Raw genomic sequence first — 23,772 nt, 5'->3', positions numbered from 1 at the left:
AAGTTACTACTGAAAATATTCATAACTTATAACTCTTAATTTATAACTGACTTACAAAGGTTTTCTATTTTGATTTTTGTGCGTCGGATTTGGTTTTCCAGTTTTTGCATTCTTATTGCTAAGAATTTTTGGCTGTCCTACCGGCAAGATTTTATTAGAAACCCGTTTATTCGTTCGTAATAAATCAGTGGTATTTAATAATTCCTCTGTACTTTGAATCAAATTTAACTTACCATCAGACAGTTCATATAAATGTTCAAAAATGACATCATCCTTAACCGTGTCTTTATTCCAACTCAAATAGGATTTTTTCATGTGATTAGCGATCACTTTCACTAAAGCACTTTTCATCTCTCCATCTTCCCATTTATTGGCTACATCAATCATATATTTTATGTTGTTGCCATAATACCTGTATTTTGGAAAATTCTGAGGATAACTCAACACATCCGGCTTCAATTGTAATACTTCACGGGATGGAATTGGATATGGAGAATCAGCTACTAATTTAAAATCAGACATGATAAAAATCTGATCCCACAACTTGTGCTGAAAATCAGGAACGTCACGTAAATGTGGATTCAAACTTCCCATTACCTGAATAATGTATTTTGCCGCTTTGTTGCGCTCTACATCATCTTCAATTTTAGTTGCCTGATCAATCAGTTTTTGCAAATGGCGTCCATATTCCGGAATAATCAAATGCGATCTTTCCGCATTGTATTCCAAATGGTGCACCACATCGTTCGAGTTTTCTTTAATATATTTTGAATTCATATTCGAATGTATATTTTTTGATCTTACATGCTCTTTTTCGAAGATTTATAATCATTCGATTGTATATGCATCAAAATTTTGTTTTATATCTAAAGAGAAATAATCCCCTTAATGGTAGAAACTTCTAGGTATTTATCTACTATTTCTTGCGAATCTTTCATGGTTACGTCAACAGATATACTGGTAAACTTTCCCGTCTTGGATTTTGTCGTTTTTATAACTGCTCCCATACAATCAAAAGCCAACTGAACACGTTCAATGTTATCATTATCTGTTGGCACAATAAATTTAAATAAGTATTCTGCCGGCCATGTATTGCTCATGTCCAACTCTACTTTTAATCTATCATAAAATTCTTGAGTGTTCTTATCCATTTTCTATTTAAAAATAAAGGCAAATATACAGTTTCAAACGTAAATTATGAATTTTGAATTATGATTTTTTACCTAATCTTATTTTAACCGCAATCATTTTTTCAAATCCCAATAAGTTTAAGTAAATTTGCCCCTTATTTTTTAAAAGTGCAGAAAGAAATCATAGTTATCATTGGCGGTCCAGGAACAGGTAAAACAACTATCATCGATGGATTAATAGCTAATGGATATTGTTGTTATCCCGAAATTTCACGGGAAGTAACTTTAGAAGCAAAAAAACAAGGAATTGAGCAATTATTCCTCGAAAAACCACTACTATTCAGCGAATTACTTCTTGAAGGAAGAAAAAAGCAGTTTCATAATGCTTGCAAAGAGCCTCATGAAGTCGTTTTTATTGATCGGGGAATTCCGGATGTTTTGGCTTATATGCATTATATTGGCGATAGCTATCCTGCGACTTTTGACATAGCTTGTCGCGAACATACGTACTCAAAAATCTTCATTCTTCCGCCGTGGGAAGAAATCTACATTAGCGATCATGAACGTTATGAAAACTTTGAACAAGCTAAACTCATCTGTAATCACTTAACTGAAACGTATCAAAGTTACGGTTATGAACTCATAGAAGTTCCTAAAGATACCCTGGATAACAGAATTCTTTTTATCTTAGATGAAATTTCTAAATAATTTTCGAGTTTAGAATTTACAATTTGGGATATTTTCTACGAATTGAAATCTATAATCTATGCAAGAAGCGTTAGCTATTCTTCAAAAATATTGGAAACACGACAAATTCAGGTCGCTGCAAAAGGAAATTATCGATTCCGTTTTAAGTGGTCAAGATACCTTTGCATTGATGCCAACCGGCGGAGGCAAATCAGTCTGTTTCCAGATTCCGGCGATGATGAACGAAGGAATTTGTCTGGTGATTTCGCCATTAGTAGCGCTGATGAAAGATCAAGTTGCTAATTTGCAAAAGCGAAATATCAAAGCCATTGCATTAACCGGCGGCATCAGATCCGAAGAAATGATTGATTTACTAGATAATTGCCAATTCGGTAATTATAAATTTCTCTATTTATCTCCGGAACGCTTGCAATCTGACTGGATTCTGGAACGAATAAAAAACCTTCCCATAAACTTAATTACCATTGATGAAGCGCATTGCGTATCTCAATGGGGACATGATTTCCGACCTGCTTATTTGAAGATTTCCGCATTAAAAAAACATTTTCCAAAAGTACCTTTCCTTGCATTAACCGCTACTGCGACTCCAAAAGTCAAAGAAGAGATCATCACTGAACTGGGATTGCATGATCCGCAAGTTTTTGAGAAATCATTTGCAAGAGAAAATATTGCGTACATGGTTTTTGAAGTAGAAGATAAACTTTTCAGAATAGAACAAATCCTAAAAAAAAATCCAGAATCATCTATCATTTATGTTCGAAACAGAAAATCTTGTTTGGAAATTTCCTCTCAACTTAATTCGTTAGGATTTAAAGCAACCTATTATCACGGCGGACTTTCGTCCAAAGAAAAAGACAAGAACATGCAGCTGTGGATGAATGAAGACGTACCCGTTATTGTGGCCACCAATGCCTTTGGGATGGGAATTGACAAAGCCAATGTAAAAACCGTAATTCACATTCAACTACCCGAAAATTTAGAGAATTATTACCAAGAAGCGGGACGCGCAGGAAGAAATGGCGAAAAAGCCTATGCCGTTTTACTAACAAGCCCTTCTGATATTATTCAGGCTGAAAACCAATTTATAAATATTCTCCCTGATAAAAAGTTTTTGAATCTCATGTATGTTAAACTCAGTAATTATTTTCAGATCGCTTACGGAGAAGGAATCAACGAACAGTTTACATTCAATTTGCATCATTTTTGTTTAAAATATGAATTCCCCACACTGAAAACGTACAATGCAATGCAATTTCTGGACAGACAAGGAATTATCAATCTGTCTCAAGAATTTTCTGAAAAAATCACGTTGCAATTTCTTATTCCTTCCAAAGAAGTGATTCGTTACATGAGTTTGAATCCTAATGACGAGGAAATTATTTTGGCAATATTGCGAACCTACCCCGGAATTTATGAAATGCAAACCGCTTTCAACTTACAATTGATTGCTAAAAAATCAAATCACAAGGAAACCGAAATACAAGCGGTGTTACATAAATTGAAAGGAAAAGAGATAATAGAATATCATTCGAAAAATAATGATTCTACACTGATTTTCAATGAAGTTCGGGAAGATGAAAGAACCATCAGTCGGGTTTCAAAATATTTAGAAAATCAAAATCAATTAAAAAAAGAACAACTCCAGTCCGTTCTTTATTATATCAATGAAAAAAAGGTGTGTAAAAACAAACTGATTTTGAATTATTTCGGCGAAGAAACAAACGTTGATTGTGGAATTTGTTCCTTTTGCATTACCAAAAAAAACAAGAAAAAAGATAGTACATTACTTTCAAAAGAAATCGTTACTTTATTACAAACCGAAGATTTAAATTCGAGAGACATTCAAAATAAAACTAAAAACAGCCCTGATGAAGTTATCTTTGTACTTCAGGATTTATTAGAAAACAACACTATTTTGGTTAAACCAAATAATAAATATACTTTAAGATCATAATGGAAAAATTACGAATTATTTTTATGGGAACGCCCGAATTTGCCGTGGGAATATTAGATACAATACTAAAAAACAACTATGAGGTTGTGGGCGTTATTACCGCCGCAGACAAACCTGCAGGTCGTGGACAAAAATTAAAATATTCTGCAGTAAAAGAATATGCACTGGCCAATGATCTTACTTTATTACAGCCTGCAAACCTTAAAGACGAAGCTTTTCTATCGGAATTGAAATCGTTGAATGCTAATTTACAAATTGTAGTTGCTTTTAGAATGTTACCAAAAGTAGTATGGGAAATGCCGGTGTTAGGAACTTTCAATCTTCACGCTTCACTCCTACCGAACTATCGCGGAGCCGCACCCATTAATTGGGCAATAATAAATGGAGAGACTAAAACGGGTGTGACTACTTTTTTTATTGACGATAAAATTGATACCGGTGCGATGATTTTAAGCTCGGAAACACCAATTGATGAGACCGAAAATGCGGGTCAATTGCATGACCGATTAATGGATTTGGGAAGTAAGACCGTTATTCATACTTTGGAGATGATTGAAAAAGGAAATGTGGACACAATTATTCAAAAAGACACTGCCGATATTAAAACGGCTTACAAACTTAACAAAGAAAATTGTAAAATAGACTGGACAAAACCAGCTGTGGAAATAAACAATCTGATTCGAGGTTTGAGCCCGTATCCTGCAGCTTGGTGTTTCATTCAGGACAAAAATGAAGAATGGAATGTAAAAATATACGAAGCTAAAATTGTTTTAGAAGATCATAATTATACGATTGGAAGTATAATTTGTACTAAAAAAGAAATGAAGGTTGCAGTAGAAAATGGATTTATTCAAGTGTTGAGTTTGCAGTTTCCGGGTAAAAAGAAGATGAATACACCCGAATTACTCAATGGAATTACATTTTCAACTGAAGCAAAAACTCATTAACACCAACAAAAACGGGCGTTAAATCCATTTTAACAAGAAATAACCTTACTTTTATTAACAAAAAATATAAGTTATCAACAAAACAACCTAAAATCGTATAAAACGCTTGCAAGGAACGTATTTCCTACTAAATTTGTGTATTAACAATTTTTTTTAACCAACAATTAATAACTATTTATTATGAACAAATCAGAATTAATCGATGCTATCGCTGCTGATGCAGGAATTACAAAAGCTGCAGCTAAATTAGCTTTAGAGTCATTTTTAGGAAACGTAGGTGGTACTTTGAAAAAAGGTGGAAGAGTATCTTTAGTAGGTTTTGGATCATGGTCAGTTTCAGCTAGAGCTGCTAGAGACGGTAGAAATCCTCAAACAGGAAAAACAATTCAAATCGCTGCTAAAAATGTAGTGAAATTTAAAGCTGGTGCAGAATTAGAAGGAGCGGTAAACTAATTTAAGTTTTCCAATATAATTAAAACCTTCCAGATGGAAGGTTTTTTTATGCTTTTCAACGATTTTATTTTGTACTAATATAATAAAAAACTTAAATTTAATAAAAATTATATTCCGATGATCACAGATAAACTAAAAAAAGGATACCTGCTCATTGCAGAGCCTACGATAATTGGGGATCTATCATTCAATAGATCGGTAATTTTATTAGCTGATTATAATCAAGAAGGATCCGTTGGTTTTATAATTAACAAACCTTTGAAGTATACCATTCATGATTTAATTCCGGATATAGATGCGCGATTTAAGATTTATAATGGTGGTCCGGTAGAACAAGACAACCTCTATTTTATACATAACATTCCAGATTTGATTCCTAATAGTATTGAAATTTCAAATGGAATTTACTGGGGAGGTGACTTTGAGTCAACAAAAGAACTCATCAATAAAGGCGCAATTAATAACGATAATATCCGATTCTTTCTAGGTTATACGGGTTGGAATGAAAATCAATTAGAAAACGAAATGGAAAGTCATTCATGGATTATTACCGTTAATAGCTATGAAAATAAAATAATTGGAAAATCAGCAACACATTTCTGGAAAGAGCAAATCATGGAATTGGGTGGAGAATACCTCATCTGGTCTAATGCCCCTGAAAATCCATACTTAAATTAAGTATTACTAATCATTTCATTAAGTTTTTCAATCAGTAGTACTGATAAATCAGTAGCAAATACTTTTTTTCGGTATTGGGTTATCGGCTGAATTCCTTTTATGACATTTGTAATAAACAATTCGTCAGCTTTTTGAAGGTCAAATGGAGAAATCATTTCCTCTACAACTTCTAAATTTTCTATTTTTTTAGCCAAAGCAAGAATTTGCTTTCTCATTACACCATTCAAACATCCCTCAGAAACCGGAGGTGTAATTAGTTTGTTGCCTAATACCATGAAAATATTCCCTTGTAATGCTTCAACAATATTTTTACTATCGTTCAACAACAGACAATTATCCAAACCATTTTCATTTGCAAAAATACTTCCTGTTATATTTATGATTTTATTAGTCGTTTTAATAGACGAAAGTAATTGTTTTGTAATGTAAAAATCTTTGTATAAATCTACTTCATATGCCATTTTTTCAATTGAATACAACGTATTCTCAAGTGCTATTGAATGGATCAGAAAAGAGACCGTATTGTTTTGTGGTAAATAAAATCCTCCATCATTTCTATAAACGGTAATTCGAGCACGAGAAGAATTAACTACGCCATTATTTTTAACTAAAGAAAGTATTTGTTCTTCTAGATATTCCATGGTAAAAGTCATCGGAATTTCCATTCGAACCACACGCATTGAAGACATTAACCTAAAATAATGATCCTCGAGAAAAAGGATTTTATTGTTTAGTATTTTAACCGTTTCAAAAACGGCATCGCCATATAAAAAAGCTCGGTTTTGTGTCAATATATTAGCATCCTCAGATACAATAGTCCCATTAAAATTAATCATAAAAAAAGCCCTAAATTTTATTCAGGGCAAATATAAGTTATAAAATACTATTTTACTATACGGAACCAATTAGATGTTTAAGATCCGAAATTTGATTCTCCCACAATAGTGTAGCTTCATCAACTTCATCTTTTTCTGCAAAATCAACTACCATTAAAGAGACATCCTTGGTCAGCTCATCCACTAAAATATGCAATTCAAAAAAGTATTCTGTGTCTTTACTATTCTCATCGACCCATTTGAATTTCACTTTTTCACCTGTTTTCTTAGAAGCAAGTCTTGCTTTTTCTTGGGAATCATTCCAAATGAAAGTAAAAAACTCACCTCGAGAGTTCACATTATCGGCAAACCATTCAGACAGACCTGATGGAGTCGATATATATTGATACAATAATTGAGGCGAAGAATTTATGGGAAACTCGATTTCGTAACGTACTTTTTGATCCATGAGCTACATTTAATTTTTTGGAAATATATAGAATATTACTCCGAAAAAAAAGCATTTTTAAAAATATTTTTTTTTATTAAAAATATGCTTGCAAGCATTAATTTTATTTTTATATTTGCACCCGCATTCAGGGATGGTTATCCATCCGGAATCATGGCGAGATAGCTCAGTTGGTTAGAGCGCAGGATTCATAACCCTGAGGTCCCGAGTTCAAATCTCGGTCTCGCTACAAAAACAAACCCTTAGACATTAATTGTTTAAGGGTTTTTTATTTAAATTAATTCCTCTCTCAGTGAGGAATTTGAGTGAGGAATTTTAAAAAAGCAGTAGACTATAACTCTAACAATTTGAATAATACGTAACCAGACCTCAGGTCCAGTAATATTATTTCTTTTTTCTTAAGTAAAAAAGTACTGCATTTTTAAAATACCACATTGTTAAATTACAATTTAAGTCAGCAATAATGAGTTTAATCTTTTCAATTTTATCAATTTCCTTCAATCATATACAGCCCAACTTAAAATAAAAAGTACTTCCCAGTCCTAATTCGCTTTCAATACCAATGGTTCCTCCTTGCGCCTCAATAAATTCCTTGCTTATGGCTAAGCCCAATCCCGTACCAGATTTATGGCTTCCGGGAATCTGAAAATACTTATCGAAAATTTTAGTTTTATAGCGGCTGTCAATTCCTTTTCCGGTATCAATCACTTGAAAAGCAATCTGATTATTTTCTTTTTTCAATTGTACCGTAATACTGCTATTTTCCGAAGAATACCGAATAGCATTGGTTAGAAAATTGATTAAAACCCAAGCCGTTTTTTCACTGTCAGCCTTCACTTCCGGCAAGTTATGCTCCATTTCTATCTGCAATTCGATTTGCTTTTGTTCGGCTTGCACTTTTATCGCTTCAATGGCATAATTTACAATTTCATACGGATTACTTTTTTCTATATTCAACTGAATATTTCCTGTTTCCAGTTGTGATAATTCCAGTAATTCTCCTGTAATTTTAAGCAATCTCTGGCTGTCCTCATTGATGCCGTCAATGAGCTGTTTTTGGTCGGTATTGATACTTCCTGTTTCTGGTTTTTCCAGCAATTGCAAACTCATTTTAATCGAAGCGATTGGGGTTTTCAACTCATGCGAAACGGTGGCAATGAAATTAGTTTTGGCAAAATCCAATTCTTTAAAAACAGTAATATTTCTTAAAATAATCACGTCACCAATAATGATAGTTTGGTCTTCTCCCGTTGGCTTTATAGTAATTGTTACTGTTTCTTTTTCGAAATAACTTTCCTTTCCATCGGCAAAAATTTTCATTGGAAGTGATTTTTGTCCCGAAGTATTGGAATCATTTGATAAATTATTTATAATTAAGGATTTCATCAAATCATTTGTTAATGCTAAAGTTGAAGCCAATTTTCCGATAGCTTCTTCCGATTTTAAACCCATAATTTTCAATGCTTCATCATTCGCAAATAAAATCAGACCTTCATTGTCCAATCCTATAATCGGGTCATGCATATTGTTAATCAGCGTTTCTAATCGTTTCTTTTCAAAGGACAGCTTATGCAGATTACTATTGCTGTATTCCTCGAGTTTTTGGGCCATTGAATTGAACGATTTGGCCAAATCACCATACTCGTTATGATTCATAAAATGCACGCGTTCCGAATAATTTTTATTGGCAATTTCTTTAATGCTTGCAGTAAGCTCTTTTATTGGATTGGCAATATTATTGGGTAAATTCACTAATAGATTGAACGCAATCAAGAAGCAAAGTGTACCTGTTACTGCAATCCACAAATTAGCGGTTTCGGCTGTATGTGTAGCAATATCACTTTTCTCTTTAATCGCAATCATATTCAACTTCATAATCTCAAAAACATCCTGCCGAATTTGGTTTTTTATAGTTTCATCAGTCCTATTTTTTTTTAAAAAATCAAAACTTTTTTGCAAATTATACGTCGCTTTATCTTCGCCAATCTCAGTAATATTGGCAATCTGATTCTTAAGATTCGTTTCAAAAATAACAATTGCTTTTTCTTCATCGACATTAATTTCATCTAATGAAAGGAGCATATTCCGAGAATATTCGAGCGTATTGTAATTCGCTTTTAGAATATTTTCAGTGTCTTTTTTTATCGAAAAAATATAAAACGCAGCCACTAATGAAAGTATAATTATCATTAGAAAAAGTAAGCCAACGCCCAAGTTTAATTTGGTTTTAATTCTCATATTGTCATTGCGAGGAACGAAGCTATCTCATCCCTCTTTTATTTAATTAGTTGTCACGAATTTACTCATGTAAATTTGTGAATCTGTGGCTATATTATTTTTATGCCAGAATTACTAAATCAACATTCGATAAAGAAAGACTATTCAATAAGCGCCTGAAAATCGTTGTTGACAAAATTACTTTAAATAAATTCAAGTGCGGTTTTCCTATGCAAACCGTTGTAATATTTTTTTGTTCCACAATTTTCAGCATGGCATCTGTAATATTAGAATTTTGAATTTTAATCACTTCTGCTCCAAGTTGTGTGGCTAATTTGAAATTATTTATCAAATGGCGTTGCTTGTCCAATGCAATTTTATCGCTGCTTTCTTTTGGTGTTTCCACGTATAAAACATACCAATTACAGTTGTAATAACTGGCCAAACGGGCTGCTTTTCTGATAACAATTTTAGCCGTTTTATCATTGCTGCTAATGCAAGCCAACAGTTTTTCATGTCGTAAAGCACTATTTTTCGGAACTTCATTCTCTACTTTTCTAAGCACTTGACCCGCAACTTCTTTCAACGCCAATTCCCGCAATTGTAAAATTTGATCTGATTTAAAAAAGTTATTCAAAGCCGTCTGAATTTTATCTGCGGTATAAATTTTCCCTTCTTTCAAACGGGCAATCAAATCCTCCGAGGTCAAATCAATATTCACCACCTCATCGGCCAATCGCAGCACATTATCCGGAATTCGCTCCTGAACATCAACATTCGTGATCCGTTTCACGTCTTCATTCAAACTTTCAATATGCTGAATATTCACTGCCGAAATCACATTAATTCCCGTTTCCAAAATCTCCAAAACGTCCTGCCAACGTTTCTCATTCTTGCTTCCCTCAATATTCGTATGCGCCAATTCATCAACAATAACCACCTCAGGACGCAAATTGATAATGGCTTGCACATCCATTTCCTCGAGTTGTTTGCCTTTATAGAAAAGCGTACGTCTTGGAATTACCGGTAAACCTTCGAGCAATTCGTGTGTTTCCGCTCGATTATGTGTTTCAATATATCCAATTTTTACATCAATCCCTTTTTTCAATAAAGTATGTGCTTCCTGCAGCATACGAAACGTTTTGCCCACACCGGCACTCATCCCAATGTAGATTTTAAACTTTCCTTTGCGTGATTTTTGTATTAAATCCAGAAAGTGCTTGACGTTATTTTCTTTTTCGTTGTCCATATTTTTTTATTCTATGAGAAGTGAAAAGTAAAATGTTTATAATCTACAACATCTCACTTTTCACTTTTCACTTTATTTAAAACGAAATCGCTAATGAAGTCGTCAAAAATAAATTGTCATTACTAGGCAAATTATCTTTCAAAAATACCGCATCCTTACTATTCAAATTTCGGGCTTCTACTCTGAACATTAAATTTTCAGTAACTAAATAGTCAAAATTAGCCGAGAAACCGTAGGTTTTAAATCCGTTTGGCGTTCCCGTTGCAATGATTACCCCTTTTTTGTCCTGATAATATTCGCCTCTTGCCGCCAACTGAATTTTAGCGGTTGGTTTGTATTGCGCAATCAAAATTGGAGAAAACCAAATGTCATATTTGTCACTTTTATTGGCTGATTGTTGCGAACCTATATCAAAACCAGCAATTACGCTTGTTTTTTCAGTCACTTTAAATTGTCCGTAAAAGTTATTGAAATAACGCCATTTTCTATCATTATCCGGTTGCTCATTTCCAACGTAGGTACTCCAATTCAATGTTGTTTTTGAAGTTGGTTTATAAGTAATTTGCGTTCCAAAAGCTGGTGTTTGATTATCCTCAACTTTCTGGATGCGTTGCCAGCCATTCAAATACATCGCAGCCAAATACCATTTTTCGCTTTTTGAAGTATAGCCAATTTTCACTCCCGTTTCATAATACGGAGAGTTGTCCGCCAAAATACTTCGGGTCAAAGTCATACAATCTTTACCAATCGCACTTTCAAAACCAATATGCGAGGGCATAATTCCCGCATCAACCCAAAGATTATGGGCTGCCGAAATTTTCACACCAATGTTCGCCTCATACACATTTTGTAATAAATCCTGTTCCGCTGCCAAATTATATTCAGCATATGTGCCCGCCATAAGTGCAAAGTTTCCACGAATATTATCCTTTGCATAATTCACTTTTACCAAACCTAAATTCAGATTCAATTCATTATGCTTGTTATGACTGTAAATAAATCCCGGTCGTACATGATTGTCTGGATTCCCAAAATCATAACTATAATAGGTCTCAACATATCCCGAAAACGTGAAGGAACTTTTTGACTCTTCTTGAGCATTAACTGTTGTAAATCCGAAAGCTATTAAAGCTGTAACTATTATTTTTTTCATTTTGTTAGTCATTGTGAGGAAGGAAGCATCCTCATTTATTATTATTATTATTATTATTATTATTATTATTACTCTAAGAAGCTAATCCCGCTATTCGTTGCAATCTTATGAGCCGAACACCAGCTCATAAGGATTTCCACTACTATCGGGGCTAAAAAGGGTGTTTTTTAATTATAAGTTTATTCCAACCCTGACTGGGTTATGTTTTTTTTATTTCAACGCATCCAAAGCCACATTCAATTCCAGAACATTCACTGTTGAAGTTCCCATTAACGAGGGTGTATTGATTTTGGTTTCCACCAAAGCTTTTACTTTATCTTCAGATAATTTTCTTTCCTTCGCCACGCGTCGTACCTGAATTAATGCCCCTTCTGGAGAAATATTTGGATCCAGACCACTTCCAGAAGCCGTAACCATATCTGCAGGTATTTCCCCTTTTTTCAAATACGGGTGCACAATCAAAAAGGTATCGATTCTTTTTTGAATCAAAGCCAAATACTCCGAATTGCTTGGTCCTTTGTTGCTGCCTCCACTTCCCGCAGCATTATAATCTACTGCCGAAGGTCGTCCCCAAAAGTAATTGGATTTATCGAATTTCTGTCCTATTTTTTGGTAACCCACCACCTTTCCGTTTATAGAAATGGTTTCTCCTTTTCCTTTGTTTGGAGCAAACTGCGCAATTCCGTAAATCGCTAACGGATAAATGACTGCTAGTAAAATTACCATTAATAAGGTAAATTTTAATATTGAAAATATATTTTTCATTTTGTTTATTTTATAAACCTAACAGGTTTCAAAAACCTGTTAGGTTTGATTTTACATAAATAGTGCTACAACCAAATCGATTAATTTGATTCCGATAAAAGGAACAATCAACCCACCCAAACCATAAATCAACAGGTTTCGTTTCAAGATGGCACTTGCACCAATTGGTTTATAATCTACACCTCTTAGAGCCAGCGGAATCAATATCGGAATGATAATCGCATTAAAAATCACCGCTGATAAAATAGCACTTTCCGGGCTGTGCAAACGCATGATATTCAAACCATCAAGAGCTGGAATCGCCGTAATGAAAAGCGCAGGAACAATAGCGAAATATTTCGCTACGTCATTGGCAATCGAGAACGTGGTAAGCGTTCCTCGGGTCATCAGCAATTGTTTTCCAATTTCAATAATTTCAATTAACTTGGTTGGGTCATTGTCTAGATCGACCATGTTTCCTGCTTCTTTTGCAGCTTGCGTTCCACTGTTCATGGCAACACCAACATCGGCTTGGGCAAGAGCGGGCGCATCATTGGTTCCATCACCCATCATCGCCACGAGTTTCCCATTTTGTTGCTCGTTTTTGATGTAGTTCATTTTATCCTCAGGTTTGGCTTCGGCAATGAAGTCATCGACACCGGCAGCCTCTGCAATAAATTTGGCCGTCAAAGGATTATCTCCAGTAACCATCACCGTTTTTACACCCATTTTTCGCAAACGGTCAAAACGTTCTTTCATTCCCGTTTTGATAATATCCTGCAATTCAATAACCCCTTGAACTTCATTGTTTTTGACAACGACCAATGGCGTTCCCCCTTTTGAAGAAATAGCTATAACCCTTTGAGCAGTATCATCCGGAAAATCATTTCCGGCTTGAAGCGCTATATTTTTTGCGGCATCTTGGGCCCCTTTTCTAATGTTGGTTCCATCTTTCAAGACAACTCCACTGGTTCGGGTTTCGGCAGTAAATTTGATTAAAGTAGCACCTTCAACAGACAATTTTTGAGCTACTTCCACTCCTGCCAATTCCACAATACTTTTTCCTTCGGGAGTATCATCGGCAAGTGAACTTAATACAGCCGACTTGATGAAATCGTCTTGCGAAACCCCTTTTGCTGGATAAAAATTAGTGGCTTTTCTATTTCCTATAGTGATTGTTCCTGTTTTGTCCAAAAGCAATACATCAATATCACCCGCAGTTTCTACCGCTTTACCTGATTTGGTAATTACGTTGGCACGTAAGGCTCTGTCCATCCCCGCAATTCCAATAGCAGATAGTAAACCACCAATTGTCGTTGGAATCAAACAAACAAAAAGGGAGATAAAAGCAGCAATCGTAATTGGTGCATTCGCATAATCGGCAAATGGTTTCAAAGTAACACAAACAATCACGAAGATTAAAGTAAAGGCTGCCAACAAAATCGTTAATGCAATTTCGTTTGGTGTTTTCTGACGGCTTGCTCCTTCTACCAAAGCAATCATTTTATCCAGAAAACTTTCGCCTGGTTCGTTGGTAACGATTACTTTAATTTTATCAGACAATACTTTGGTCCCACCCGTTACCGATGATTTATCACCCCCAGATTCACGAATTACGGGCGCACTTTCTCCAGTAATGGCACTTTCATCGATAGTAGCCAATCCTTCAATAATTTCACCATCCGTTGCAATTAAATCTCCAGCTTCACAAACGAAAATATCGCCCTTCTTTAATTCAGAAGAACTGATATTTTTGATTTCACCATTAGGAAAAAGCTGTTTAGCTGGTGTTTCCTCACGTGTTTTTCTTAAACTGTCGGCTTGTGCTTTTCCTCTGGCTTCGGCGATAGCTTCGGCAAAATTGGCAAACAAAAGTGTTGCTAATAAAATTAAGAATACAATGAAATTATAAGCAAAACTACCTTGATCCTGTGCGCCAAACAAAATGGCTATACACACAGCAAGCATAATGGCATTCCCGATTTCTACGGTAAACATTACCGGATTTTTGAACATTATCTTCGGGTTAAGCTTTACAAAAGACTGCACTAAGGCGTCTTTTACCTGCTTGCTCTCAAACAATGAATTGGATTTATTTTTAGTCATTTTTTTGTTTTATTATTATAATCATTCTGTTCAGTTAACTTTTTTAACCACATGGAAACATAGATTTTAATATCGTTTATGCTGAGAAGTTTCACTTTTATATAGTTTACATAGCTCTGTGAAAAATGGAATTTCTATTGATTCTCTTCTAACCACTTTTAATTCCTATGTTCTCTATGTGGTTAAAATTTTATAGCTAATCATTGAAAAATTAATTATTTATTTTAATGTAAAGTATTCTGCCAATGGACCTAAAGCCAAAGCTGGGAAGAAAGACAAAGCAGCAATGATGGCTATTACAGCAAAAACCATTACTCCAAAAATGGTAGTATCTGTTTTTAAAGTTCCCGCACTTTCCGGGATGTATTTTTTATTAGCTAATAATCCTGCGATAGCCAATGGTCCAATAATAGGAAGGAAACGACTCAATAACAATACAATTCCTGTAGTGATATTCCAAAACGGATTGTTGTCTCCTAAACCTTCAAAACCAGATCCATTATTCGCGGCACTCGAAGTATACTCATATAACATTTCCGAAAATCCATGATGTCCGGGATTGTTCAGCCAACCTGTTGCGTTTCCGCTAAACCAATAGCCCATTGCCGTATCATTCGCAGCAAAATAAGAAGCCAAAGCAGTTCCTGACAATATCAATAAAGGATGAAGAATAGCAATGAAAGCAGCAATTTTAACTTCGCGTGCTTCGATTTTCTTTCCTAAAAATTCAGGCGTTCTACCCACCATTAAACCAGAAATAAATACAGCCAGAATAATAAAAATATAGAAGTTCAAAATCCCTACTCCGCATCCGCCATAAAAGGCATTGATCATCATAGCCAATAATTCCATCGAACCTGAAACTGGCATCGAACTATCGTGCATACTATTAACAGATCCTGTAGAAATTACCGTTGTGGCAATGCTCCAAAATCCAGTAATGGCAGGTCCAAAACGAACTTCCTTGCCTTCCATAGCTCCAGTAGCTTGGGAGATTCCCATTCTTTCGATAGCTGGATTTCCGTTGAGTTCACTGATAACGGTTGGTATTACCAAAAGCAAGAAACCAACTGTCATTACTCCAAAAATAACGTATGAGAATTTTCTTTTCTTTAGATAAAAACCCAAAGCAAAAATCATCGCAAACGGGATAATTAGTTGTGCCCATAATTCGATCGCATTACTAAAATAAGTTGGATTCTCTAAAGGATGCGCAGAGTTGGCTCCAAAAAAACCACCACCATTGGTACCTATATGCTTGATGGCAATAAAAGCGGCGGCTGGTCCACGAGAAACTTCTACTGAATCTCCTTGCAAAGTAGTAATTGCATCTTTTCCTTCAAATGTCATTGGTGTTCCGCTAAACAACAGCGCCACAGCAACAATAGCAGAAAGTGGCAATAAAACGCGTGTACAGCTTTTGATAAAATAATTATAAAAATTCCCTAATTTATCGGTAGTTCTCTCTTTCATTGCAATAAAAACCATTGCTGCTGCTGCCATTCCGACACCAGCAGATACAAATTGCAAGAACATTAAGAACATTTGCGACAAATAAGAAACTCCACTTTCACCTGAATAATGCTGTAAATTACAGTTTACCACAAACGAAATGGCGGTATTGAACGCCAAATCGGGCGACATGGATGGATTATTGTCAGGATTTAAAAATAGTGACCCTTGAAATAATAGAATAAAAAAACAAAGAAAGAACCAAACCATATTTACACTCAAAAGTGCTTTTAAATGTTGCTTCCAGTTCATTTCTTCAGTTGCATTGATGCCGCTGATTTTAAAAATGAATTTTTCAATTGGATTGAAAATCGGGTCAAGTAACGTTTTATCATTCGAATAAATTTTAGCAATATACCTTCCTATTGGAATAGCCAAAACTATCGAGACGATAAAAATACTGATGACACCAAATAACTCTGTATTCATAATTTTAATTTTTGATTGTTGATTTTAGATTTTAGATTCTCTGTGACAATCTTAAATTCCAAAAATTCATTTTTTTTTAAAATTTTTCTGGTTTGATTAATACATAAACCAAGTAGCCAAATACGGCTAGAGCGACAAGAAATAGTGCGATCATAATTTAGATTTTTTCAAAGAATTCGACTGATTTAAAACAAATCGCAAAGAGCACAGCTCCTAATGCGAGTAAAAGAATGGTGATTAACATGGATTTTTAGATTATTTGGATTATTAGACTTTTAGACAATCGATTAGCCTCATTACACTCCCGAAGCATTGATTTGTTTGATGTATTCTGCCTTTAACGATTTTGGAAACAGATTGGAAATACTGCAATGACGCAGTTCCATAAAAGAGGAAACCGAAAAAACATACACATTAGAAATGGCACTCTTTGTTTCGCTGCTTCCTGTTGCAAATAGCCGCTCTGCCAAAGCCAAACATTTTTTTGCTCTGGTAATGTTTCCAGTAATGATTGCAGTCTTAGTGATTTCGGCAAAGCGTTCTGCTTGTTTGTAAATCGTAGTGACTTGATTTTTCATAAGAATGATTTTTTATGTTCTTCATCGCTTATGCCAAAATGTATTCCAAGAAATCACAGACACATATAAAGCACCATCAATTAGTGACTTATGTATTTTCAGTCAAAATACGGCATAAAAAAAGCCTATCATTTTGATAGGCTTTTCTCGTTTTGATATCTTTTTCAAGGCTCAGAACTCCGAAAGTGTATGATTATAAATTACTGAATATTGTATTCGTCTAATTTTCTATAAAGCGTTGCAACTCCTATTTCTAATAAGCGTGCCGTTTCTGCTTTATTGCCTTTGGCATAATTTAGAACTTTCTGGATGTGCAATTTTTCCACACTTTGCATAGAGAAAGCAGACAGTGTTTTGTTGGTTTTATCCTCCTGATGTTGCATCTCATAAGGTAAAACGTCTTGGGTCAGTATTTCACCATTTACCAAAATTACAGATCGCTCAATTATATTTTTTAATTCTCTGATATTTCCAGGCCAATGGTAGGTTTCTAATTTATGAAGAAATTCGACATCAATAGACAATGTTTGCTTGTTTGTTTTAGCTGAAAATTGTGCCACAAAATAATGTGCCAATGGAGCAATATCTTTTATTCTTTCCCGTAATGGCGGAATTGTAATCTCAAAAATATTTAATCGGAAATACAAGTCCGAACGAAAACGGTGTTCTTCGCTTTCGGTTTTCAAATTGCGATTGGTTGCGGCAATTAGCCTAAAATTTGATTTTTTGGGAGTGGTATCGCCTATTTGAATGTATTCGTTGGTTTCTAAGACACGTAACAATTTAGCTTGTAATTCTAATGGCATTTCGCCAATTTCATCCAAAAATAAAGTTCCGCCATTCGCCTCTTCGATGAATCCTTTTTTGTCTTTGATGGCGCCTGTAAAAGCCCCTTGTTTGTGTCCGAACAATTCGCTTTCGAGAATTTCCTTACTGAAAGTACTGCAATTTAAAGCTACAAATGATTTCCCTACTCGGTTACTATTTTCATGAATGGCTTGCGCAAAAACTTCTTTTCCAGTTCCAGTTTCTCCGGTTAAAAGCACGGTCGAATCTGTTTTGGATACTTTTTTGGTCAAATCAATTACTTGTTCCAATCCTTTAGATTTTCCAATAATAGTATCAAAGGAATATTTATCTGAAATTCGTTTTTCGAGCTGTTTGACTTTTTTTAATAGTTGTACTTTTTCCAATGCTTTGTATAACAATGGGATAATTTTATCATTATCATCGCCTTTTACGATATAATCGAAAGCTCCGTTTTTCATGGCTTGAACACCATCGGAAATTTTGCCGAAGGCAGTTAATAAAATAACTTCTGTTAGAGGAAAAGCCGCTTTTATCTTTTGAACAAAATCAACCCCATTGCCATCAGGAAGTTTGACATCACAAAGTACCACATCAATATCATTATGTTCTAATTTCTTTAAACCTGATTTTAAATCGGATGCTTCAAGAACTTCGAAGCCTTCTGATTTTACGATTCGGGCAAGAAGGCTACGTAGTTTTTCCTCGTCGTCAATAATGAGTATGTTTTTCAAGATAGAATAGATAAAATTTTAGGTTACAAAATTAAGATTTATTTCTTAACTTTCTGTGATGACTAAGTTAACATGTCCAGTTGGTTGCACAGTCTTTTTTGTTTCACAGAATACTATATTTTGGATTGTTAGCCTTGGTTTTATTATTTATGAATCAGTACTTCTAGTTTTTGGTATGATGATTTGAATTTTAAACTGAGGTTTTAATAAGCACAAAAGTATCGAGTAGTTTTGATACTGAAATGTTTTTGATACTATTTTTAATTCTGTGATGTTTTTATATTACAAGTAATGTGAATTCTAGCTTTAAAAATTCATTCAGATTTGTGAACAATTAATTATACTTATGCTGTAGGTGTTTGTTTCTTTTTACAACCAAACCCTAATTTTAAACTATTTTACTTTGATTTGTTATTTCCTGATACTTTATTGCTAACGATCTACACCAATATTTACCTATTATAGATACCAATAACCCTCCTATTCGTCTAAGCATAATTCTCTGTTTTTATTTGTTGCTGCAAATTAAAAACCATACTTCGCAGTATATCTCCGAGATTCGTATTTTTGAGATAATTTCTTGAAATAACATAATTCACTATTAGATATTGTTCATTTTACAGTTCAAATTGTACCACTAAATAGTAATTGAAAGGAGTGAGGAAATTAAAAAAAGCGATAAAACCTACTTTTAACAAAAAAAAATAATCAGTAACTTATAAAATAAAAAGATCCTATTTCAATTTTCGTAACCCTGAGGTCCCGAGTTCAAATCTCGGTCTCGCTACAAAAACGAAAAACCTTAAAAAACAATTTTTTAAGGTTTTTTTATGTCTAAATTTGAATTTTCTACACTTTGTCTTCTATTTTTATCAAGTGCGAAGTAAAAGCGAACTTGTAATCAACACCTACAATAAATTTACCGAGCAGCTATTATAAATTATTTATTTAAAACTCAAAATATTTAACATTTTTAACAACTTAAAAATGATTATTAGCGCTTTTAATCGGTTAAATAATACATTTTACCGGTTTTCAAATTGTTTTTATTAAATATTTAATTTAGATTTGAGCACCTATAATTTAACAACATGAAAAAAATTACCTGTCTAGCTTTTTTATTTTTTCTATTATTCTGTCAATTTTCAATAGCACAATCAATAAACAATTGGCAAATAAAAGAGGAATCGAAAATCTCAAAAACCATTTCTAAACCAGATAAAAAAATCATTCCTTCTAAATATAAAATTTTCTCATTAGATTTTAAATCTTTAAAAACAAATTTGAGCTTTGCATCCAAAAGATCCCAAAATAATAAACTGACGACAACTTTATTATTAGATTTTCCTCTTGAAAATGGAACTACCGAAAGCTTTAGTGTTGAGAAAGTAAGTACTTTACATCCTGATTTGGAAGCAAAATACCCAGATATTCAATCTTTTTATGGAGTGAGTAGAAAGAATCCTTTGAATAAGATTTATATTAGTATGTCTCCCGAAGGATTTACAGGACTTATCACTGGCGAAAAAACTATTTATATTGATCCCTTTGCAAAAAATGATACCAAAAACTATATTGTATACGACAGAAAAGATTGTACAAAAAACCTAACCGATGGTTTTGTATGTAATACGGTAATGGATGAGCAATTGACTTCTTCAATTTCAAGTGGAGCTAAGGGTGCTAAGATTAATAATTCTACCGACGGAAAGCTAAGAACTTATAGGCTTGCGGTAGCCTGTACCTCAGAATACACAACCTATTGTGGTAATACCGTTGCTGGTGCTTTAGCAGCAATTAATACGACTATCACTCGTGTAAATAGTGTCTATAAAAGAGATTTCGCTGTTGTTTTTCAACTTGTGGCCAATAACGATCGATTGATATATAGAAATAATGTCAATATTGATGCTATACCAGATGCTGATCCGTATGATAATTATGATGGCTCGCAAATGTTAGGTACAAATACTTCAAATATTACAGGGTTAATAGGTGTTGGAAATTATGACATTGGGCACGTTTTTAGCACTGGTGGTGGTGGAATAGCTAGTACTGGACCTTGCATGGCGGCGTCTAAAGGAAGTGGAGTTACTGGAATTGTAACACCGCAATTTGATCCTTTTGATATAGATTATGTATGTCATGAAATTGGACATCAATTTGGAGCAGGACATACACAAAATAATAACTGCCAGAGAGCTTCTACATCAGCTATGGAACCAGGAAGTGCCTCTACGATTATGGGCTATGCGGGTATATGCGCACCAAATGTTCAAGGAAATAGTGATGCTTATTTTCATGCAATCAGTATTCAGCAAATGACAGCGGCAATTGCCACACACACTTGTGAAACAGAGACTGTTACTGCAAATAACGAACCTGTTTTGGCTGCCATTGCAAATTATACTATTCCCAAATCTACACCTTTTACATTAACGGGGAATGCAACTGATGCCGAAAATAATCCAATGACCTATACATGGGAACAAATGAATAACGAAACAACGGGTGTAATGCCTCCTGTTTCGACAAATCCTGGAAGCCCAAATTTCAGATCTTTCTCTCCTACAACATCTCCTTCGAGAACTTTTCCTAATCTCAATGCAATTATAGATAACATTACACCTACATGGGAGGTTTTACCAAGCATAGCAAGAACACTAAATTTTAGATTAACCGTTAGAGATAATAATCCTTTAGGAGGTCAAACTAAACAAGGGAACAGTGTTGTAACGGTTTCAGGAACGGCTGGTCCTTTTTTAGTAACTGCACCTAATACAGGTTCAGAAATTTGGTATGCTGGTGAAACAAAAACTATCACATGGAATGTAGCCAATACGAATACAGTTACTTTTTCTACAACGGTAAATATTAAACTATCTACTGATGGTGGTTATACGTATCCAATAGTTTTAGCTTCAGGAGTTGCTAATAGTGGATCGCAAAACATAACCGTTCCTAATAACGTTGGCAAATTAAATAGAATTAAAGTTGAAGCTGCTACCAACATTTTCTTTGATTTATCCAATGCTAATTTTGAAATTAAATCAGGTAAGTTTGAAATAATTACAGCACAGAGTGGTGTTTCAGTTTGTAAACCTACAAGTGCTGTTTATACACTTAACTACACACCAGCACCAGGATTTAATGAAATAGTAACATTCTCTGCAATTGGTTTGCCTACAGGTGCAACTGCTTCTTTTTCTCCAACTACAAGAACTAACACTGGTAGTGTTACCATGACGGTATCATCTATTGATAGTGTTTCTGCTGGAAATTATTCCTTTAACTTTAATGGGACATCTACAAGTGCAAATATCAATTTCCCCGTTGCCTTAAATGTTTTTGATAATATAATTGGAAATGTAATGCTCACTGGCCCATCAAATGGAGCCTCAAATCAGCAAACATCTTCGTTATTGCAATGGCAAGCTTTGTCTAATGCTTCTTCATATCTCGTTCAAATTTCTACCAATCCAAATTTCTCAACTATAACAGAATCCGCAACTGTTACCTCAAACTCCTATCAAACTAACGCTTTGACACAAGGAACTATTAATTATTGGAGAGTTAAGCCAATAAATCCTTGTGTAAGTGGTGTCTTTTCTGAAGTATATGTATTTCAAATTGCCAGTGATTTCTGTAAAACATATGCTAATGTTTATTTTGAAAACAACGATTCGACTTGGGAAACCAATTCTACAAATGCCGTTAGTGCAAGGATTGACATTCCAGACAACATCATAATTAGCGATGTGAACTTTTATATGAAGGCCACACATCCTTTGTTATCAGATATTAAAATGCAATTTAGTGGGCCAACTGGAATTTTTGCTGAAATCTACAATAGAGATTGTAATGGAGCCAACATAGATGTTACTTTTGATGATAGTGGTGCTCCTCTACCTGTTCCATGTTTGACTACGCTCTCGGGAGTTAAACAATCAAGTCAAGCATTGTCAAAATTTAATGGTTCTTCTTCTCTTGGAACTTGGGTATTATTAGCCACTGACAGAGTCGCAAATACTTCAGGGGGTACATTTAATCAATTTAATATTAGCATCTGCGGTAAATTACAAATTGTAAATAATATCACACTAACTTACAATCCTGTAAGTGTTGGACAAGGTACTACGACAACGATACTTCAATCTAAATTAAGCGCTTCACAACCTGGAGCTACCACATCACAATTAATCTATACTATTACACAGCTTCCTGCAAGAGGAACTTTAAAATTGAATGGAACTGTGTTGAATAATGGAGATGTATTTAGCCAAGCCGATATTAATAATGGATTACTAAGCTATATTAATGATGGCATCAATTCAAATTCTGATAGTTTTAAATTTTCGATAAAAGGGAATAATTCAGCTATTTTGGGAGGACAAACTTTTGCTGTAAATATTTGCGGAGCTCCAATTCCAGTTGTAGCGAATTTAACTATTGTAACAGGGCAATGTTCAACTACTGCAACAGCTCCAACAGCTTCTAGTGCTTGCGCAGGAGTAATTACAGGAACTACTGCAACTACATTCCCTATTACAAGCCAAGGAACTACCATAGTAACTTGGACATATAATGATGGCAATGGCAATACATCAACTCAAAATCAAACAATAATTATTGACGACACAATTGCTCCATTAGTACCTACTTTAGCATCTGTGAGTAGCCAAAACCCAGTAACTCTCGTTGCTCCAACTACTACAGATAATTGCACGGGTACTATTACTGGTATGACAAACACTGTCTTTCCTATTATAGATTCAGGAACCACAGTTGTCACTTGGACATTTGATGATGGTAATGGACAATCGGTAACTGCCTTTCAAAATGTACTTATAGACAGTTCTGCTCCAACAGTGCCAACTTTACTAGTCGCTTCCGGAACAACTCAGACGTCAACCCTTTTATCTTGGAATGCTTCTATTGATGATGTTGCTGTGACTGGATATGATGTTTACCAAGACACTGCTTTAATTGCTACTGTAGCTTCAACGAGTTTTACAGTGACTGGACTAACCACTTCTAGTCCATATGCTTTTTCTGTAAAAGCAAAAGATGCATTCGGGAATATTTCTGG

At 34.5% G+C, this 23,772-nt stretch carries 18 protein-coding genes, 1 tRNA gene and 1 pseudogene; 7 read left to right on the top strand and 13 right to left on the bottom strand.

The window, feature by feature from the left end; all coding sequences use genetic code 11:
• Positions 1–51 precede the first annotated feature (51 nt).
• Positions 52–777, bottom strand: a complete 726-nt coding sequence (locus E0I61_RS13415; RefSeq protein ID WP_131992905.1) for a DUF4290 domain-containing protein — start codon at positions 775–777, stop codon at positions 52–54.
• 89 nt (positions 778–866) lie between these two features.
• The gene (locus tag E0I61_RS13410) at positions 867–1,151 is read right to left on the bottom strand and encodes a DUF493 family protein (protein WP_131992907.1); all 285 of its coding nucleotides are present in this window, start codon (positions 1,149–1,151) and stop codon (positions 867–869) included.
• Positions 1,152–1,298: 147 nt separating this feature from the next.
• Between E0I61_RS13410 and E0I61_RS13405 the strand changes: the two genes are divergently transcribed.
• From E0I61_RS13405 to E0I61_RS13385, 5 genes are all read left to right on the top strand, one after another.
• Entirely contained in the window at positions 1,299–1,838 is a 540-nt protein-coding gene (locus E0I61_RS13405; RefSeq protein WP_132072024.1) for an AAA family ATPase, read from the top strand.
• Positions 1,839–1,896: 58 nt separating this feature from the next.
• A complete protein-coding gene (locus tag E0I61_RS13400; RefSeq protein WP_132072022.1) occupies positions 1,897–3,792 on the top strand; it encodes a RecQ family ATP-dependent DNA helicase in 1,896 nt (631 codons plus the stop codon).
• Positions 3,792–4,739, top strand: coding sequence for a methionyl-tRNA formyltransferase (gene fmt / locus E0I61_RS13395; protein ID WP_132072020.1), 948 nt, complete (start codon positions 3,792–3,794; stop codon positions 4,737–4,739). The genes E0I61_RS13400 and fmt overlap by 1 nt, the downstream gene beginning before the upstream one ends.
• Positions 4,740–4,919: 180 nt before the next feature.
• The gene (locus E0I61_RS13390; RefSeq protein WP_073017033.1) at positions 4,920–5,192 is read left to right on the top strand and encodes an HU family DNA-binding protein; all 273 of its coding nucleotides are present in this window, start codon (positions 4,920–4,922) and stop codon (positions 5,190–5,192) included.
• A 117-nt stretch (positions 5,193–5,309) separates the two neighbouring features.
• A complete protein-coding gene (locus E0I61_RS13385; RefSeq protein ID WP_132072018.1) occupies positions 5,310–5,870 on the top strand; it encodes a YqgE/AlgH family protein in 561 nt (186 codons plus the stop codon).
• Here the strand turns inward: E0I61_RS13385 and E0I61_RS13380 are convergent.
• Together E0I61_RS13380 and E0I61_RS13375 are read right to left on the bottom strand one after the other, a co-directional pair.
• Positions 5,867–6,706: an aminotransferase class IV gene (locus E0I61_RS13380; protein WP_131992922.1), complete on the bottom strand. Its 840-nt coding sequence runs from the start codon at positions 6,704–6,706 to the stop codon at positions 5,867–5,869. The two genes, E0I61_RS13385 and E0I61_RS13380, sit on opposite strands and share 4 nt — an antisense overlap.
• 55 nt (positions 6,707–6,761) lie before the next feature.
• On the bottom strand, positions 6,762–7,154 hold the full coding sequence (locus E0I61_RS13375) for an START-like domain-containing protein (protein WP_099716121.1): 393 nt from the start codon (positions 7,152–7,154) through the stop codon (positions 6,762–6,764).
• A gap of 155 nt (positions 7,155–7,309) precedes the next feature.
• Between E0I61_RS13375 and E0I61_RS13370 the strand changes: the two genes are divergently transcribed.
• Positions 7,310–7,383 (top strand) — tRNA-Met (locus E0I61_RS13370).
• Positions 7,384–7,655: 272 nt separating this feature from the next.
• On the opposite strand, the gene E0I61_RS13365 is transcribed toward E0I61_RS13370, so the two are convergent.
• The 9 genes from E0I61_RS13365 to E0I61_RS13325 form a co-directional block, all read right to left on the bottom strand.
• A complete protein-coding gene (locus tag E0I61_RS13365; protein WP_132072016.1) occupies positions 7,656–9,392 on the bottom strand; it encodes a HAMP domain-containing sensor histidine kinase in 1,737 nt (578 codons plus the stop codon).
• Between the two features lie 100 nt (positions 9,393–9,492).
• Complete coding sequence (locus E0I61_RS13360) at positions 9,493–10,620, bottom strand: sensor protein KdpD (RefSeq protein WP_131993096.1); 1,128 nt, start codon at positions 10,618–10,620, stop codon at positions 9,493–9,495.
• Between the two features lie 76 nt (positions 10,621–10,696).
• Positions 10,697–11,773: a porin gene (locus E0I61_RS13355; RefSeq protein ID WP_132072014.1), complete on the bottom strand. Its 1,077-nt coding sequence runs from the start codon at positions 11,771–11,773 to the stop codon at positions 10,697–10,699.
• A gap of 210 nt (positions 11,774–11,983) precedes the next feature.
• Positions 11,984–12,538, bottom strand: a complete 555-nt coding sequence (locus tag E0I61_RS13350; RefSeq protein WP_131993102.1) for a K(+)-transporting ATPase subunit C — start codon at positions 12,536–12,538, stop codon at positions 11,984–11,986.
• A gap of 51 nt (positions 12,539–12,589) precedes the next feature.
• Complete coding sequence (gene kdpB / locus E0I61_RS13345) at positions 12,590–14,623, bottom strand: potassium-transporting ATPase subunit KdpB (RefSeq protein ID WP_132072012.1); 2,034 nt, start codon at positions 14,621–14,623, stop codon at positions 12,590–12,592.
• A 219-nt stretch (positions 14,624–14,842) separates the two neighbouring features.
• A complete protein-coding gene (gene kdpA / locus E0I61_RS13340; protein WP_132072010.1) occupies positions 14,843–16,564 on the bottom strand; it encodes a potassium-transporting ATPase subunit KdpA in 1,722 nt (573 codons plus the stop codon).
• Positions 16,565–16,640: 76 nt separating this feature from the next.
• On the bottom strand, positions 16,641–16,718 hold the full coding sequence (gene kdpF, locus E0I61_RS13335) for a K(+)-transporting ATPase subunit F (RefSeq protein WP_131917220.1): 78 nt from the start codon (positions 16,716–16,718) through the stop codon (positions 16,641–16,643).
• A 142-nt stretch (positions 16,719–16,860) separates the two neighbouring features.
• The gene (locus tag E0I61_RS13330) at positions 16,861–17,142 is read right to left on the bottom strand and encodes a DUF7674 family protein (protein ID WP_131993111.1); all 282 of its coding nucleotides are present in this window, start codon (positions 17,140–17,142) and stop codon (positions 16,861–16,863) included.
• 200 nt (positions 17,143–17,342) lie between these two features.
• Positions 17,343–18,686, bottom strand: a complete 1,344-nt coding sequence (locus E0I61_RS13325) for a sigma-54-dependent transcriptional regulator (RefSeq protein WP_165930233.1) — start codon at positions 18,684–18,686, stop codon at positions 17,343–17,345.
• Positions 18,687–19,774: 1,088 nt separating this feature from the next.
• On the opposite strand from E0I61_RS13325, the pseudogene E0I61_RS16375 reads away from it, so the two are divergent.
• Positions 19,775–23,752: pseudogene (locus E0I61_RS16375) on the top strand (reprolysin-like metallopeptidase); the annotation flags it as partial.
• Positions 23,753–23,772: the final 20 nt, after the last annotated feature.

This window comes from Flavobacterium ranwuense, assembly GCF_004349315.1.
Classification (GTDB): domain Bacteria; phylum Bacteroidota; class Bacteroidia; order Flavobacteriales; family Flavobacteriaceae; genus Flavobacterium; species Flavobacterium ranwuense.
Note: the sequence above shows the minus strand (reverse complement) of the source record. Positions and strands in the feature narration are given on the sequence as shown.